An 18,429-nucleotide genomic window follows, 5' to 3' on the forward strand; every position below is an offset into this window, starting at 1 on the left:
CATGAATAGCTCACACAAAGAGATCACCGAAGCGCTCCGCACGTCCCTGACGACCATCGAACGACTTCGTCAAGCCAATCGCGAGCTCGTCAAAGCATCGCGCGAGCCCATCGCCATCGTGGCCATGGCCTGCCGCTTCCCGGGCGGCGTTCGCACCCCCGACGATCTCTGGCAGCTGGTGCGCGACGGGCGCGATGCCATCTCCGAATTTCCCGACAACCGCGGCTGGAAGCTCGACTCCCTCTTCGATCCCGATCCCGACGCCCCAGGCAAGAGCTACGCGCGCGAGGGCGGCTTCCTCTACGACGCCGATCGGTTCGATCCCGCGTTCTTCGGCATCAGCCCGCGCGAGTCGCTCGCCATCGATCCGCAGCAAAGGCTCCTGCTCGAGACGTCGTGGGAGGCCTTCGAGCGCGCCGGCATCGACCCCGCCTCCCTGCGCGGCTCCCAGACCGGCGTTTTCGTCGGCATCGCCTACAACGATTACAACTTTCTGCACGTCCCCGACGATCTCGAAGGGTACGCCGGCATCGGCAGCGCGCCCAGCGTCGCCTCCGGGCGCATTGCGTACACCTTTGGCTTTCACGGCCCCACCCTCACCGTCGATACCGCGTGCAGCTCGTCCCTCGTCGCGCTGCACCTGGCCTCGCACGCCTTGCGGCAAGGCGAGTGCTCCCTTGCGCTCGCCGGCGGGGTCACCATCATGGCCACGCCGGGGACCTTCATCGCCTTCAGCCGGCAGCGCGGGCTCGCCGCCGATGGACGGTGCAGGGCCTTCTCCGCCGAGGCGCATGGCACGGGCTGGGGCGAGGGCGCGGGGATGCTCCTCTTGGAGCGCCTCTCGGATGCCAAGCGCCATGGGCACCCCATCCTGGCCGTCCTGCGTGGCTCGGCCGTCAATCAAGACGGCAAGAGCCAGGGCCTCACCGCCCCCAATGGGCCCGCGCAAGAACGGGTCATCCGCCAGGCGCTCGACTTCGCGCGACTCTCGCCCCAAGACATCGACGCCGTGGAGGCCCATGGCACCGGCACCTCTCTGGGCGATCCCATCGAGGCGCAGGCCCTTTTGGCCACCTACGGCCAGGCGCACGCCCCCGATCGTCCGCTGTGGCTCGGTAGTCTCAAATCCAATCTGGGACATACGCAAGCGGCTGCGGGGGTGGCCGGCGTCATCAAGATGGTCCTCGCCATGCAGCATGGGGTGCTGCCCAAGACCCTGCACGCGCAGAATCCTTCGCCGCACGTCGATTGGTCGCAGGGCGCCGTCCGGCTCTTGAACGATGCGGTTCCTTGGGTGGCCTCCGGGCGCCCGCGACGTGCGGGGGTTTCGTCGTTTGGCATGTCGGGGACCAATGCGCACGCCATCTTGGAAGAGGCGGCTGCGCCATCGGCCGACGCTCCGACCGAGACCGAGACCGAAGCGCCTTTGCCTCGGCCGCCCGTGGTGCCCGTGCTCCTCTCCGCCAAGTCGGAGGGTGCCCTCCGCGCCCAGGCGGAGCAGCTGCACCAGCACCTCCAAGACCACCCCGAGCTCGATCTGCTCGACGTCGCCTTTTCTCTCGCCACCACCCGCGCGCACTTCGAGCATCGCGCCGCCCTCGTGGTCCGCGATCGCCACGAGCTCTTGGGCTCCCTCGAGGCGCTCGCGCAAGGACGCACGATCCCCAACGCCCGGCTCGGCCGGCGAGCGTCCGCCGAGGGCAAGGTGGTCTTCGTCTTTCCAGGTCACGGTTGCCAGTGGGCGGCCATGGCGCAGGCCCTGCTCGCGACGTCACCGGTGTTTCGTGAGCAGATCGAGGCGTGCGACCGGGCGCTTGCACCCCACGTTCCTTGGTCGCTCCTCGCGGTGCTTCGCGGTGAGGCGTCGCCGCGGGATCCGGGTGCGCACCTGGATCGGCTCGATGTGGTGCAGCCGGTGATCTTTGCCGTGACCGTGGCGCTGGCCGCGCTCTGGCAGTCGGTGGGCGTTCGGCCCGACGCCGTGGTGGGGCATAGCCAAGGTGAGATCGCGGCGGCATATCTTGCGGGCGCGCTCTCGCTCGACGATGCGGCCAAGGTGGTGGCGCTGCGCGGGCGTGTGCTCACCAAGCTCGAAGGGCACGGCGCCATGGCCGCCATCGAGCTTGGCGTCGCGGAGCTCGCGGCGCACCTCCGGCCTTTTGGCGACCGGATTTCCATCGCCGGCATCAACAGCCCCCACGCGACCGTCGTCTCCGGTGAGACCGACGCCATCGAGGCGCTCCTCACCCGGCTCGAGGCCGCGCAGATCTTCGCCCGCAAGGTGCGCATCGCGTACGCGTCGCACGGCGCGCACATGGAAATCGTGCAGCAGGAGCTGGCAAAGCAATGGGGCGCCATCGCGTCCACGGCGCCGGCCATTCCGCTGTACTCCACGGTGACCGGCAAGAAGCTCGAGGGCATCGCGCTCGACGCGGCGTACTGGTACCAAAATCTTCGCCAGACGGTCCGCTTCCACGATGCCACCCAGGGCCTGGTGACCGATGGGCACCACTTCTTCGTGGAGGTGAGCCCGCATCCGGTGCTGACCGTGTCGCTCACCGAGAGCCTGGAGTCGGGCGCGTCGAACGGCGAGCGCGGCCCCGCGCGCGCACCGGGCGTCGTGGCGGGCACCCTGCGGCGGGAGGAAGGTGACTACGGGCGGTTTCTGCTCTCCTTGGTCGAGCTCTCCACGCAAGGTTTGGCGCTCGACTGGGCGGCGTTCTTCCAGCCTTGGCGGCCTCGCCGCGTGGACCTCCCCACGTACGCCTTTCAGCGCGATCGTTTCTGGCTCGAGGAGCCCAAATCCGGCCGCGCCGCCGACGTCGCCTCCGCGGGCTTGGCCTCCGCCGATCACCCGCTCCTCGGCGCCGCCGTGCCCCTGGCCGGCTCCGATGGGTTCCTCTTCACCGCGCGCATCGCCCTCTCCGAGCACCCCTGGCTGGCCGATCATCGCGTCTTCGGCGCCGTGGTGTTGCCGGGGACCGCCTTCATCGAGCTCGCGCTGGTGGCCGCCCACCGCGTGGGCCTCGACCGGGTCGAAGAGCTCACCTTGGAGGCGCCCCTGGCGCTGCCTGCGCGCGACGCCGTGCTGGTGCAGCTCTCCCTCGCGCCCCCGGATGAATTCGGACGCCGCGCCCTGGCGCTGCATGCTCGGCCGAGCGAGGCGCCCCACGATGCTCCATGGACGCGCCATGCGACGGCCACCCTTGGCCGGCAATCGGAGGGGCCGTCGGCTGGACGTGCGGAGGCCGAGGAGCACGCGCGCTTCGAGCTTCGCGTTTGGCCGCCGCCCGAGGCCGAGCCGCTCGCGATCGAGGGCCTGTACCCGCGGCTCGCCGGCGCGGGGCTCGCCTACGGGGCGGATTTTCAGGGGCTGAGGGCGGCTTGGAGGCGCGGCGACGAGCTGTTTGCCGAGGTCCGGCTCTCCGAGGCGGCGGCCCAGGATGCGGGGCATTTCTCCTTGCATCCCGCGCTGCTCGACGCAGCCTTGCACGCGCTCGCCCTCGATGGCGCGTACGGCTCGAACGACGTTCGGCTCCCCTTTGCGTGCAGCGAGATCGCGCTTCGCGCGGTGGGGGCTTCGTCGGCGCGCGTCCGCCTCGTCCGCGATGCGAGCGCGAACACCGTATCGATCTTTCTCGCCGACGCGGCGGGCGAGCCGATGGCCGTCCTTCGGGCGCTCTCCATGCGTCCGGTGGCGCAGGAGCAGCTCCGAAGCATCTTCGCGCCCCACCGCGATGCGATGCTGCGCGTCGATTGGACGGGCGCGGAGCTCGCGCGGCCGGATCCTTCGGCGCCGGCGCGCCAGTGGGCGCAGGTGGGCGCCGATCCCCTCGAGGTCGGGTCCGGGCTCCCCGGCACCGCGCGGGCGTACCCCGACATGGCCGCGCTCCAGCGCGCGATCGAGAACGGCGCGCCGCTGCCCGATGCCGTCCTCGTGCCCTGCTACGCCACGGCGACCTTGGAGCGGGCGGCGGATTGGGTCTCGGCGGTTCACCAAGCCACCCTTCGCACGCTCTCGTTGCTCCAAGCGTGGATGGCCGATCCGCGCCTTGCCTCGGCGGCGCTCGTGGTCCTTACGCGGGGTGCCATCGCGACCCGCCCCGATGGCGATGTTCCCGATCTGGTCCATGCGGCCGTTTGGGGGCTTCTTCGCTCGGCGCAGTCGGAGAACCCGCATTTGCGCATCGTGCTGGTCGATGCCGATGGCAGCGAGGCCTCCCGGCGCGCGCTCCCCGAGGTGGTCTCCTTGCGCGAGCCGCAGCTGGCGCTGCGTGAAGGGCTCGCGTTCGTGCCGCGCCTCGCGCGATGGACGTCCGCGGCGCAGGCGGACGCTCGGCCCCTCGATCCCGAGGGCACGGTGCTGATCACCGGTGGTGTGGGGGCGCTGGGCTCCTTGCTCGCGCGCCATTTGGTGGCATCGCACGGCGTAAAGCACCTGGTGCTCTCCTCCAGGCAGGGGCTGCACGCGGCGGGGGCCGAGGAGCTCGCGCGGGAGCTCGAACGCGCCGGGGCTCGGGTTTCGATCGTCGCGTGCGATGCGGCCGACCGCGGGGCGCTGGAGCGGCTTTTGGCGGCCATTCCGGCGGAGCATCCGCTCACGGCGGTGGTTCATGCGGCCGGGGTCCTCGACGATGGCATCGTCTCGTCGCTCACCCCCGAGCGCCTCCGCACCGTCTTGCGCGCCAAGGTCGACGCGGCGCTCCATCTCCATGAGCTCACGCGATCGCGCGCGGAGCTCTCCGCCTTCGTCCTTTTTTCGTCGCTCTCGGGGGTCCTCGGTGGCCCCGGCCAGGCGAACTACGCCGCCGCCAATGCCTTCCTCGACGCGCTCGCGCACCACCGCAAAGCGCGCGGTCTCCCTGCGCTCTCCCTCGACTGGGGCTATTGGTCGCTAAAATCCGGCTTGACCGCGCACCTCGGCGACCTCGATCTGCAGCGCATGGCGCGCACGGGCTATCTGCCCCTCGCCGCAGGCGAAGGGCTCGCGCTCTTCGACGCGGCGCTCGGCCGCTCCGAAGCGAGCCTGATCCCCGCGCGCTTCGATCCGATCGCGCTCGGCAAGCTCGCGGCGCAGACCAATACGCTTCACCCCTTGCTCCGCAACCTCGTTCGCGCGGGCGCCCCGCGCCCGACGGCCGCCAACACGGCCGCGGCCTCGTCCCTCCACGAGCGGCTGCTCGCGTTGTCGCCCTCCGAGCGCGAGCTGGTGCTGCTCGACGTCGTTCGTGCCGATATCGCCGCCGTGCTCGGGCTCGGGTCGCCCGCAGCCCTCGAGCCGCTGCGCCCCTTGCAGGAGCTCGGGCTCGATTCGCTCATGGCCGTCGAGCTTCGCAATCGGCTCGCCGTGACCTCGGGGTTGCGGCTCCATGCCACCCTTCTCTTCGATCACCCCACGCCCGCGGCCCTCGCGCAGTTTCTGTCGAACCAGCTGCTCGGCCCCGACGCGGATCACCCGGTGAGCGCGGGGCGCGCGGCGGCGGTGGCCGTTGCCCACGATGAGCCGATTGCCATCGTCGCCATGGCCTGCCGCTTCCCGGGCGGCGTGCACGATCCCGAGCAGCTCTGGCACCTCCTCGCCGATGGCCGCGACGCCATCTCTTCCTTCCCCGACAACCGCGGTTGGAAGCTCGACTCCCTCTTCGACCCCGATCCCGACGCCCCAGGCAAGAGCTACGCGCGCGAGGGCGGCTTCCTCTACGACGCCGATCGCTTCGACCCCGCCTTCTTTGGCATCAGTCCGCGCGAGTCCCTCGCCGTCGATCCGCAGCAAAGGCTCCTGCTCGAGATTTCCTGGGAAGCGTTCGAGCGCGCGGGCATCCACCCGGCGGCGCTGCATGGCTCGCAGACCGGTGTCTTCGTCGGCGTCATGTACAGCGATTACGGCCTTCGTCAGGCCCCCGTCGATCTCGAGGGCTATGTCGGCATTGGCAGCGCTCCCAGCGTTGCCTCCGGACGCATCGCCTACACCTTTGGCTTCCACGGCCCCACCCTCACCGTCGATACCGCCTGCAGCTCCTCCCTCGTCGCACTCCACCTTGCGGCACACGCGTTGCGGCAGGGGGAGTGCTCTCTAGCGCTCGCCGGTGGCGTCACCGTCATGGCCACACCGGCGACCTTCGTCGCCTTCAGCAGGCAGCGCGGGCTCGCACCCGATGGCCGCTGCAAGTCCTTCTCCGCCGACGCCAATGGCGTCGGCTGGGCCGAAGGCGCCGGCATGCTCCTCTTGGAGCGCCTCTCCGATGCCAAGCGTCTCGGGCACCCCATTTTGGCCGTTCTGCGCGGCTCCGCCGTCAACCAAGACGGCAAAAGCCAAGGCCTCACCGCACCCAATGGGCCCGCGCAAGAGCGCGTCATTCGTCAGGCTCTCGATGCTGCGCGCCTTTCACCTCACGACATCGACGCCGTCGAGGCCCATGGCACCGGCACCTCCCTCGGCGATCCCATCGAGGCGCAGGCCCTCTTGGCCACCTATGGTCCCGCGCACTCCAAGGAGCAGCCCCTTTGGCTCGGCAGCCTCAAGTCCAACCTCGGTCATACCCAGGCGGCGGCGGGGGTCGCCGGCATCATCAAGATGGTGCTCGCCATGCAGCACGGGGTGCTGCCCAAGACCCTGCACGCTCGGAATCCTTCGCCCCACATCGATTGGTCGCCCGGGTCCGTCCAGCTTTTGAACGAGCCCGTACCTTGGCTCCCCAATGGTCACCCCCGGCGCGCTGGGATTTCTTCGTTCGGCATCTCCGGAACCAACGCCCACGTCATCCTGGAGGAAGCTCCCGCCGCGCCGTCGGTCGTGTCGGTCGACGCTGCGACCGCGCGCGAAGCCTCGGCACCTCGGCCCGCTGGCTTGCCCGTGTTGCCCGTGCTGCTCTCGGCCAAGTCCGAGCCCGCGCTGCGCGCCCAAGCCGAGAACCTGCTCCAGCACCTCGTCGACCACCCCGAGCTCGAGGTCCTCGACGTCGCGCATTCGCTCGCCACCGGCCGCTCGCATTTCGATCAACGGGCCGCGCTCGTCGTCCGCGACCGCCGGGAGCTTTTGCGCTCCCTGGGGGAGGTGTCCGAGGGGAGCCTCCCAACATCGCGGGTGGAGCCCGGCGCACAGGGCAAGCTCGCCGTGCTCTTCACGGGCCAGGGGAGCCAGCGGCCCGCCATGGGTCGCGCGCTCTACCAGGTATTTCCGGTCTTTCGGGAGGCCATCGACGCCGTTTGCGCCCACCTCGATCGGGAGCTCGCCGGTCAGGGTCCGGCGTCGTCGCGCGATGGGCTCGCACCGGCGTCGCTGCGCGATGGGCTCGCGCCGGCGTCGCTGCGCGACGGGCTCGCACCGGCGTCGCTGCGCGATGTGCTCTTTGCAAACGAGGACTCGGAGACGTCGACGTTGCTCGATCAGACGGGCTTTACGCAGACGGCGCTTTTTGCGCTCGAGGTCGCGCTCTTCCGGCTCTTCGAGTCCTGGGGGCTCAAGCCGGATCTGCTCCTCGGGCACTCCATCGGCGAGCTATCGGCCGCGCACGTCGCGGGCGCGCTGTCCCTGCGCGATGCTTGCACCTTGGTCGGCGAACGTGCGCGGCTCATGCAAGCGCTGCCCGAGGGCGGGGTCATGCTCACCTTGCAGGCCTCGGAGGACGAGATCCTCCCGCTGCTGTCGGTGTGCGACAAGCGCGCGGCCATCGCGGCGCTCAATGGGCCGTTCTCCACGGTCCTCTCCGGCGATCAAGACGTGGTGATGCACATCGCGTCGCACTTCGAGGCCCTGGGGCGCAAAACATCGCGGCTGCGCGTGAGCCACGCCTTTCATTCGCACCATATGGACGGCATGCTCGACGCCTTCCGCCGGGTGGCGCAGAGCCTGACGTTCCACCCGCCGCGCATCCCCATCGTCTCGAACCTCACGGGCAAGCTCGCCTCCCACGCCGAGCTCTCCTCGCCGGATTACTGGGTCCACCATGTGCGGCACACCGTGCGCTTCCTCGACGGCGTGCGCGTCCTGCACGCCCAAGGTGCCTCCACCTTCCTCGAGCTCGGGCCGCACCCCGTGCTCTCCGCGCTCGCCCAAGAAGCGGTGGGCGGGGGCGCCCAGGAACGCGGTGTCTTCTTGCCCGCCTTGCGCAAAGGGCGCTCGGATCTCGAGACCCTCTTCGGCTCGCTCACCGCCCTGCACGCGCGCGGGCTCGCGCTCGATTGGGGCGCCTTCTTCCAACCCTTCCGCCCGCGGAGGGTCGACCTTCCCACCTATGCGTTCCAACGCGAACGTTTCTGGCTCGATGCCCCAAAGGGCCTGACCATGGTGTCGGATGCCCCCGCGGGCCGCTATGCGCTGTCCGGTGCGCGCCTCGATCTTCCGGATGGCTCCATCCTTCACTCCGTGGAGGTGGGCCCCACCGCGCAGCCTTATCTGGCGCACCACGCGGTCTATGGGCGCATCGTGGTTCCGGGCGCCTTTTACATTTCGGTTCTCCTGGCGGTGGCCGAATCGCATTGGCCGGATCGAGCCCTCGAGCTCGAGGACGTGGAGTTCGTGCGGGCGCTCGCGTTCGAGCAAGCTTCGGACGATGTGATCGCGCACATTCACCTGACGCCATCCGACGATGGCGGCAGCAGCTTCGTGGCAACGTTGGCGACGCAGCGCGAGGGCGGTTGGGTCGTCCATGCGCGGGCGCGGCTTCGTCCGCGCGCCGCGAACGAGCTCGCGTCGCCCGAGCCGCTCCCGCCGTATCCGGGCGACGCGCGGTCGCTCTCGCTCGATGCGTTGCTCGCGTACTTCCGGGCGCACCAGCTGCATTGGGGGCCGCAATGGGGTTGGCTTCGCAAGGCCGCGCGCGCGGGGGAGCGAGGGGCGGCGCTCGGTCGTCTGGAGGCGCCGGACGGTGTCGTGACGCGGGATGCACCCGTTCCGGCGGGGTTGATTGACAATGCGTTCGCCATGGGGGCCGTCTTCGCGTGGCCGTTCGGCGAGGTGGCGGAGGGGTCCGTTCCACGGCTTCCCTTCGCGGTGGATCGCGTGATCTGGCATGGCGGGAGGGCCCTGGCGTCGTGGGGGAAGTTCGTCGTTCGCGAGGACTCCGAGCCGAGCACCACGGGCGATATCGTGCTTTGGGACGAGGGCGGAGCCCCGGTGGTGACCATCGAAGGGCTCTCGCTGCGCCGCGCGCCGGCGGAGCGATTTTTGCCCGATGCGAGCACCAATCTTTATGCGGTCCGCTGGCTCGAGGACGCGGTTTCGGACGCGCGCACGAACGGCGTGTCGCGCGGATCGCGTGGTTCGTGGGCTCTGCTCGGCGAGGGTCTTCCGAATGCGGCGGCTGCGTCCGAGGCCGGCGGGATCTCCGTCGCGCGCTACGCCGATCTGGCCGCCCTCCGAGCCGCCCTCGATCGAGGCGCCGCCATGCCGGCCGCGGTGCTGGTTCCATCGATGGGCGTGCCAAAGGCGCAGGGCGTGGACGCCGTCGCTGCGGCGCACCAGGCCGCGGGCGAGGGGCTCGCGCTGCTCCAGGCTTGGCTGGCCGATCCGCGCCTGGCCTCGTGCAGGTTGGTCGTGCTCACGCAAGGTGCCGTGGCCGCGCAGGCCGACGAGGATGTGGCGGATCTCGTTCACGCGCCGCTTTGGGGGTTGATCCGCTCGGCGCAATCCGAGAACCCCGGTCTTCCCATAGCCCTGGTGGACCTCGACGATCGCGACGCATCGCTTCGCGCGCTGCATCGCGCGCTCGACTCCGGCGAGCCGCAGGTCGCGGTGCGCGACGGTCGCCTTCGGGTGCCGCGGCTCGTGCGCGCGGAGTCGGTGGCGCGGGCGCCGGCTCGGCCCCTCAATCCGCAAGGGACGGTGCTCGTCACGGGCGGTACGGGGACGCTCGGGGCCATGGTGGCGTACCACCTCGTTCAGTCCCATGGCGTTCGGTACCTCCTGCTCGCCTCCCGGCAAGGGATCGCGGCGCCCGGCGCGGTGGCGCTTCAGCACGAGCTCGAGGAGGCCGGTGCGCACGTCACGATCGCCGCGTGCGATGCCGCCGATCGCTCCGCCCTCGAGGCGCTCGTGGCGGCCATCCCCTCCGAGCATCCGCTGACCGCGGTGGTCCACACGGCGGGCACCCTCGACGATGGGATCGTCGCTTCCCTTACGCCGGAGCGACTCCACCCGGTCTTGCGCGCCAAGGTCGATGCGGCGTTTCATCTCCACGAGCTCACCGCGTCGCTCGACCTCTCCGCCTTCGTCCTCTTCTCATCGCTCTCCGGCATCCTCGGGGGCCCCGGTCAAGCCAACTACGCGGCCGCCAATGCCTTCCTCGATGCGCTCGCCCACCATCGAAGGGCGCGAGGCCTTGCCGCCCTCTCCCTCGACTGGGGCTACTGGGCCCAGAAGTCCACGCTGACGGCGCACCTCGGGGACGCCGATCTTCAGCGCATGGCGCGCGCCGGATTCCTCCCGCTCGACTCCGACGAGGCGCTCTCGCTCTTCGACATGACCCTCGCGCGCCCCGAGGCCGCCCTCGTCCCGGCTCGCTTCGACACGATGGCCTTTGCGCGGCAAGGCGATGGCTTGCCCCCTTTGCTCCGCGGCCTCGTCCGCGCCAAGCCCTCGCGCTCGTCCGAGCGAGCTTCGGCGGCGTCGATCCATGCGCGTCTGCTCGCGCTCTCGCCGGCCGACCGCGAGCGGGCGTTGCTCGACATCGTCCGCACCGATGTGGCCTCCGTGCTCGGGCTCGGATCGTCTGCCGCGCTCGAGCCGCAGCGCCCCTTGCAGGAGCTCGGGCTCGACTCGCTCATGGCCGTCGAGCTTCGCAATCGGCTGGCGGCCACCTCGGGGTTGCGGCTTCCTCCGACGCTGCTCTTCGATCACCCCACCCCCGCGGCCCTCGCCCGCTTTCTCGCCGAGCAGCTCTCCATCCAGCTCGGCCATGTGGAGCCACCAATCCGCGCGCCGCGCCCCGCGACGGTGGCCGCTGCCCACGATGAGCCGATTGCCATCGTCGCCATGGCCTGCCGCTTCCCGGGCGGCGTGCACGATCCCGAGCAGCTCTGGCACCTCCTCGCCGATGGCCGCGACGCCATCTCCGCCTTCCCCGACAACCGCGGCTGGAAGCTCGACTCCCTCTTCGATCCCGATCCCGACGCCCCAGGCAAGAGCTACGCGCGCGAGGGCGGCTTCCTCTACGACGCCGATCGCTTCGACCCCGCCTTCTTTGGCATCAGCCCCCGCGAGTCCCTCGCCGTCGATCCGCAACAGCGGCTCCTGCTCGAAACGTCGTGGGAGACGTTCGAGCGCGCGGGCATCCACCCGACGGCGCTGCATGGCTCGCAGACCGGTGTCTTCGTCGGCGTCATGTACAACGATTACGGCCTTCGTCAGGCTCCCGTCGATCTCGAGGGCTATGTCGGCATTGGCAGCGCTCCCAGCGTTGCCTCCGGGCGCATTGCCTACACCTTTGGCTTGCACGGTCCCACCCTCACCGTCGATACCGCCTGCAGCTCCTCCCTCGTCGCCCTTCACCTCGCCTCTCAGGCGCTCCGGCAAGGGGAGTGCTCCCTGGCGCTCGCCGGTGGCGTCACCGTCATGGCCACACCGGGAACCTTCATCGCCTTCAGCAGGCAGCGCGGGCTCGCACCCGATGGCCGCTGCAAGTCCTTCTCCGCCGACGCCAATGGCGTCGGCTGGGCCGAAGGGGCCGGCATGCTCCTCTTGGAGCGCCTCTCCGATGCCAAGCGTCTCGGGCACCCCATTTTGGCCGTGCTGCGCGGCTCCGCCGTCAACCAAGACGGCAAGAGCCAAGGCCTCACCGCACCCAATGGCCCCGCGCAAGAGCGCGTCATTCGACAGGCTCTCGATGCTGCGCGCCTTTCACCTCACGACATCGACGCTGTCGAGGCCCATGGCACCGGCACCTCCCTCGGCGATCCCATCGAGGCGCAGGCCCTCTTGGCCACCTATGGTTCCGCGCACTCCAAGGAGCAGCCCCTTTGGCTCGGCAGCCTCAAGTCCAACCTTGGTCATACCCAGGCCGCGGCGGGGGTCGCCAGCGTCATCAAGATGGTCCTCGCCATGCAGCATGGGGTGCTGCCCAGGACCTTGCACGCTCGGAATCCTTCGCCCCACATCGATTGGTCGCCCGGGTCCGTCCAGCTTTTGAACGAGCCCGTACCTTGGCTCCCCAATGGCCACCCCCGGCGCGCTGGGATTTCTTCGTTCGGCATCTCCGGAACCAATGCTCACGTCATCCTGGAGGAAGCTCCCGCCGCGCCAGTGGACGAATCGGAGGACCACCCGCCCGGCAGCGCGGTGCGCGCGCATCCGCTCCTCGAGCGACCCGGGGAGTCGGTGGAACGTGCCGAGCCTGCCGCAACATCGGCCGAGGCTACGCCCGAGTCCTCGGTGCGGCGGCCCGCGGTCTTGCCCCCGGCGCTGCCCGTGGTGCTGTCCGCCAAGTCGGAACCTGCCCTGCGCGCGCAAGCCGAGCAGCTGCGCCAGCACCTCGAAGGCCACCCGGAGCTCGAGCTCCTCGACATCGCGTGCTCCCTCGCCACCACCCGCTCGCACTTCGAGCACCGCGCCACCCTGGTGGTCCGCGACCGCGAGGAGCTACGGACCTCCCTCGAAGCGCTCGCCCAAGGGCGCGCGACCCCGAGCACCCGGCTCGCCAAGAAGGCGTTTGCCGAGGGCAAGGTCGTCTTCGTCTTTCCGGGTCAAGGTTCGCAGTGGGCGGCCATGGCCCTCTCCCTCCTGGAGACGTCCGGCGTCTTCCGCGAGACGATCGAGGCGTGCGATCGGGCGCTGGCTCCCCATGTACGTTGGTCGCTCCGTGCCGTGTTGCGCGGTGAGACGTCGCCGGACGATCCCGGCGCCTCGCTCGATCGGGTCGATGTCGTGCAGCCGACGCTGTTTGCGGTCATGGTGTCGTTGGCCGCGCTCTGGCGCTCGGCGGGCATCACGCCCGATGCCGTGGTGGGGCATAGCCAAGGTGAGATCGCGGCCGCCTATGTTGCGGGTGCGCTCTCCTTGGAGGACGCGGCCAAGGTCGTCGCGCTGCGCAGCCGCGCCATCATCGCGCTCGCGGGGCAAGGGGCCATGGCCGCCATCGAGCTCGGCGTCGCCGATCTCGCTCCGCACCTCGAGCCGTTTGGCGATCGCATCTCCGTTGCGGCCATCAATAGCCCACACGCCACCGTCGTGTCGGGCGATCCCGACGCCATCCAAACGTTGCTCGCCCAGCTCGATGCCGCCAAGGTCTTTGCCCGGAAGATCCGCGTCGACTACGCGTCCCATTGTGCGCGCATCGAGTCCGTTCGGCACGAGCTCGCGCGGCAGCTCGAGGGCGTCGCGCCCCGGGCGCCGAGCATTCCGCTCTACTCCACGGTCACCGGCAAAAAGCTCGATGGCGCCGCGCTCGACGCGGCCTACTGGTATCGCAATCTACGCCAGACGGTTCGCTTCCACGATGCCACCCAGGACCTCTTGGCCGACGGTCATTGCTTCTTCATCGAGGTGAGCCCTCACCCGGTCCTCACCGTCGCCCTGAACGAGTCCGTCGAGTCCTCCGGCGCCGTCGCGGGCACCCTTCGGCGCGAGGAGGGCGACTTTGCGCGGTTCCTGCTTTCGCTCGCCGAGCTGCACACGCAAGGGCTCGAGCTCGATTGGGCCGCCTTCTTCCGGCCGTGGCGACCGCGCCGTGTGGAGCTTCCCACCTACGCCTTCCAGCGCGAACGTTTCTGGCTCGACGAGCCCGACACGCGACGTGCCGATGTCACCTCGGCGGGGCTGGCCTCCGCCGATCACCCGCTCCTCGGCGCCGCCGTGCCCCTGGCCGACTCCGATGGGTTCCTCTTCACCGCGCGCATCGCCCTCTCCGAGCATCCTTGGCTCGCCGAGCACCGCGTGTTCGAGACGGTCATCGTGCCCGCCGCCGCCTTCGTCGAGCTCGCGCTGGTGGCCGCCCATCGCGTGGGCCTCGATCGGATCGACGAGCTCACCTTGGAGGCGCCCCTGGCCTTGCCCGCCCACGGCGCCGTCCTGATCCAGCTCGCGCTCGCGGCCCCCGATGAATCCGGACGCCGCGCCCTCGCGCTCCATGCGCGCCCGGAGGAATCGCCGCACGATACGCCTTGGACCCGTCACGCCACCGGCACCCTCGGCCACCTCGCGAGCGCCGACGAGGCGGCCTTCGAGCTTCGGGATTGGCCGCCGCCCGAGGCCGCGTCCGTCCCGCTCGATGGGCTCTATCCCCATCTCGCCCGCGCGGGGCTCGCCTACGGCGCCCCCTTCCAGGGGCTGCGCGCCGTGTGGAAGCGCGAGGACGAGCTCTTCGCCGAGGTTCACCTCCCGGAGAACGCGACCGACGCGGCCCGCTTCTCCCTCCACCCCGCCTTGCTCGACGCCGCGCTGCACGCGCTGGCGCTCGATGGGATTCAAAGCGCACACGAGGTGCAGCTCCCCTTCGCATGGAGCGATGTCGCGTTGCGCGCGGTGGGGGCTTCGACGCTGCGCGTTCGCTTCGTTCGCGCGCGCTCGAGCGCCCACGAGAGCACCGTGGCGCTCTTCATCGCCGACACCGCGGGCGAGCCCATCGCCACCGTTCGAGCGCTCGCCACGCGAGCGGTCTCCCCCGAGCAGCTCCGCAGCACGCTCGCCGCGCGCCATGACGACCTTCTACGGGTCGAGTGGGTCCACGCCGAATCCTCCGCGAAGGCGGCCGCATCCGACCCCGAACGGCCGCCTCGCTGGGCGCTGCTCGGTGCGGATCCCCTTGCCCTCGCGTCCGCGCTCGCGACCCTCCCCTCGCCCCCCGTGCCGTACGCCGACCTCGCCGCGCTTCGCGAGGCCCTCGCAGACGGCGCACCGGTGCCCGACGTCGTCCTCGTCCCCTGCTACGCAGAGCCTCCCTCGGGCCCGACGGCCGACTTGGTCCCCGCCGTCCACCAGGCCACGCTTCGTGGGCTTTCCCTCGTCCAAGATTGGATGGCCGATCCGCGCCTCGCCGGGTCCAGGCTGGTGGTGCTCACCCGGCGCGCCGTGGCCACCGATTCCAACGAGGACGTCTTCGATCTGGTCCACGCCCCGCTGTGGGGTCTGCTCCGCTCCGCGCAATCGGAGAACCCGCACCTGTCCATCGTGCTGGTCGACCTCGATGACCTCGACGCCTCGCACGCTGCGCTTCGACATGCCGTGGAGGCGCGCGGGCAGCAGCTCGCGGTGCGCGACGGCCAGCTCCTCGCACCGCGCCTCGTGCAGGCTCGTGCCCGGGATGCGCTGGTCGCGCCCTCCGCACCTGCCTGGCGGCTCGACACGCCCGCCAAAGGCTCCTTGGATCGACTCACCTTGGCGCCCTACCCCGACGCGCTCGCGCCTCTCTCCGAAGGCCAGGTGCGCATCGCGGTCCATGCTGCGGGCCTCAACTTCCGCGACGTCCTCGACGCGCTGGGCATGTACCCCGGCGATCCGGGCCCGCTCGGCGGCGAGGGCGCGGGCGTCGTCCTCGAGGTGGGCCCTGGCGTCTCCTCGTTTGCGCCGGGCGATCGCGTGATGGGGCTCCTCCGCGCCTCCTTTGGCCCCGTCGCCATCACCGATCATCGTGTGATCGCGCGCGTGCCCGCGGGTTGGTCGTTCCTCGAGGCCGCCGTCGTTCCCATCGTCTACCTGACGGCCTACTACGGCCTGGTCGATCTGGCGCACCTCCAGCCCGGCGAGCGCCTCCTCCTTCACGCGGCCGCCGGCGGGGTGGGCATCGCCGCCGTGCAGCTCGCGCGACACATGGGCGCCGAGGTCTTTGCCACGGCCAGCCCGCCCAAGTGGCCCACCTTGCGCGCGCTGGGCTTCGACGACGCGCACCTCGCGTCCTCCCGCTCCCTCGACTTCGAGGCGCACTTCCTTGCCTCGACCCAGGGCCAGGGCTTCGACGTCATCCTCGACTCCTTGGCGCGCGAGTTCGTCGACGCGTCCCTCCGGCTCCTCCCTCGCGGCGGGCGCTTCATCGAAATGGGCAAGACCGACATTCGCGACGCGGGCGCCATCGCGCAGCAGTACCCCGGCGTCTTCTATTGCGCCTACGACGTGGTGAACGCTGGACCCGAGCGCATTCAGCAGATGTTCGCCGAGCTCCTCCCGCTGTTCGAAGGGGGCGTTCTTCGGCCACCGCCCATCAGCGTGCGGGATATCCGTCAGGCCCCCGCCACCTTCCGCTCCTTTGCCCAGGCGCGGCACGTCGGCAAGCTGGCCTTCACATTCCCGCGCCCCATCGCCCCCGAAGGTACGGTTCTCATCACCGGCGGCACGGGAACGCTGGGCGCGTTGGTGGCGCGCCATTTGGTGCAGTCGCACGGCGTTCGGCACCTCGTGCTCTCCTCCCGGCAAGGGGCCGCCGCGCCGGGCGCCGCCGCCCTTCAGCGCGAGCTCGAGGAGGCCGGCGCGCACGTCACGATCGCCGCGTGCGATGCCGCCGATCGCTCCGCCCTCGAGCGGCTCCTGGCGGCCATCGCCCCCGCGCACCCGCTGACGGCCGTCATCCACACCGCAGGGGTCCTCGATGACGGTGTCATCGCCTCCCTGACCCCGGAGCGACTCCGTACGGTCTTGCGCGCCAAGGTCGATGCGGCGCTCCATCTCCACGAGCTCACCGCGTCGCTCGACCTCTCCGCCTTCGTCCTCTTCGCCTCCCTCTCCGGTGTCCTCGGCAGCCCCGGTCAGGCCAACTACGCGGCCGCCAACGCCTTCCTCGACGCGCTCGCCCACCACCGAAGGGCACGAGGTCTCCCCGCCATCTCGCTCGACTGGGGCTACTGGGCGCAGAGGTCCAACATGACCGCTCACCTCACCGATCTCGATCTTCAGCGCATGGCCCGCGCCGGATTCCTCGCGCTCTCCGAGGGCGAGGCGCTCGCCCTGCTCGACGCGGCGCTCGCTCGACCCGACGCCGCCCTGGTCCCCGCGCGCTTCGATCGGCCCGCCCTCGGCAAGCTGGCCGCGCACGCCGAGGCGGTGCCCTTCTTGCTCCGGGATCTCGTCCGCACCAAGCCCGCTCGGCCCATGGCCACCGCCGCCCACGGCGCCGCGACGTCCTCGCTCCATCAGCGTCTGCTCGCGCAGTCATCCTCCGAGCGCGAACGCACCTTGCTCGAGCTGGTGCGCAGCGAGGCCGCGGCGGTTCTGGGCATGGCCTCACCGAGCTCGTTGGAGCTCGAACGGCGGCTTCAAGAGGCCGGACTGGACTCGCTCATGGCGGTGGAGCTCCGAAACCGGCTGTCGGCCGCCACCGGGCTGCGCTTGCCCGCCGCGCTCCTCTTCGAGGCCCCCACCGTTCGCCAGGCGGCCGGCGCGCTCTTGCAAAAGCTCGCCCTCGAGCCCAAATCCAACGGGGGGGCCCACCTCGAAGCGCCGACGTCCGCGCCGGCTTCGTCCAATGGATTTCCGCCGGCGGCTCCATCCGCACCACGCGCCGTGGTCTCGGGCGCCTCCGAGCCCGGCGACGGCGACGAAGCGGGCGAGAGCTCGCTGGTCGCCACCGCCAAACGACTTTGGAAGCGCGACGAGATCGAGCTCGCGCAAGAGCTCTTGCTGCTCTCCGCGCGCATCCGCAGCGCGCGCGAAGCGAAGAGCCGGGCGGTCCGCGAAGCGCATGCTTCGGCCCCCAAGCAGCTCACGCGCGGCGGCGCCTCGACGTCCTTGTTTTGCTTATCCTCGTTCGCGGCCAACTCGAGCGTCGTGGAGTACACGCGGCTGGCTTCGGCCATGAATGGTCCCCGGCGCATCTGGGCGCTTCAGCACCCGGGTTATGCGCGCGGCGAGCCCCTGCCGGCCGACCGTGCCGATCTGATTCGAGCCCACGCGGAGACCATTCTGCATGCGGCCGATGCTCCCTTTGCGCTCGTGGGTTACTCCGCGGGCGGATGGGTCGCGCACGCCCTCGCCGCCCACCTCGAGAGCATGGGCATCTTCCCTGCTGCGCTGGTGCTGGTCGATACCTATCCACGACATGCGATTACCCCAACCATGCAATCGGCCATCTGGCGCACATTGTTGAAGAGCGTTTCCCTTTTATCGTGGACGGACGAAGAGCTCACGGCGGTGGCGTGGGGGCTGGAGCATCTCTTCACCGGCTGGACCCCCGGGGCGATCGTCACCCCCACCTTGTTCGTCCGCGCCGCCGAGCCCATGCCCGGGATCGAGGCCGAGATCATCCCCGGCAGCGACGATTGGCGCGCGCCCCCTTGGAAACAGCCTCATACGCTGGTCGAAGTGCCCGGTCATCACTCCACGTTGTTGGCCGAGCACGCACACTCCACGGCCCATGCGATCGACCATTGGCTCGCCACCATTATCGAACTACGCAATACCCACTCGTCCGTTTCCACCGCTTCCGTCATCCAACGAGTCACGTCCACATCGTGAAAATTTCATTCGAATCAAGGGTTCGTCGCGAGGTTGGCCGAGGATTCGGAGGCATC

General features: G+C 70.2%; 1 protein-coding gene. It reads left to right on the plus strand.

Translation table 11 applies throughout. The features are described from left to right. Window position 1: 1 nt before the first annotated feature. Window positions 2–18,373, plus strand: coding sequence for an SDR family NAD(P)-dependent oxidoreductase (locus LZC94_29620; GenBank protein WXB12000.1), 18,372 nt, complete (start codon window positions 2–4; stop codon window positions 18,371–18,373). The last annotated feature ends 56 nt before the right edge of the window (window positions 18,374–18,429 follow it).

It is taken from the genome of Sorangiineae bacterium MSr11954, assembly GCA_037157815.1.
GTDB lineage: Bacteria > Myxococcota_A > Polyangia > Polyangiales > Polyangiaceae > Pendulispora > Pendulispora albinea.

Bases quoted from the DNA above. Each gene is read 5' to 3' on its own strand.
- LZC94_29620 (WXB12000.1), top strand. From the start codon at position 2: ATGAATAGCTCACACAAAGAGATCACCGAAGCGCTCCGCACGTCCCTG.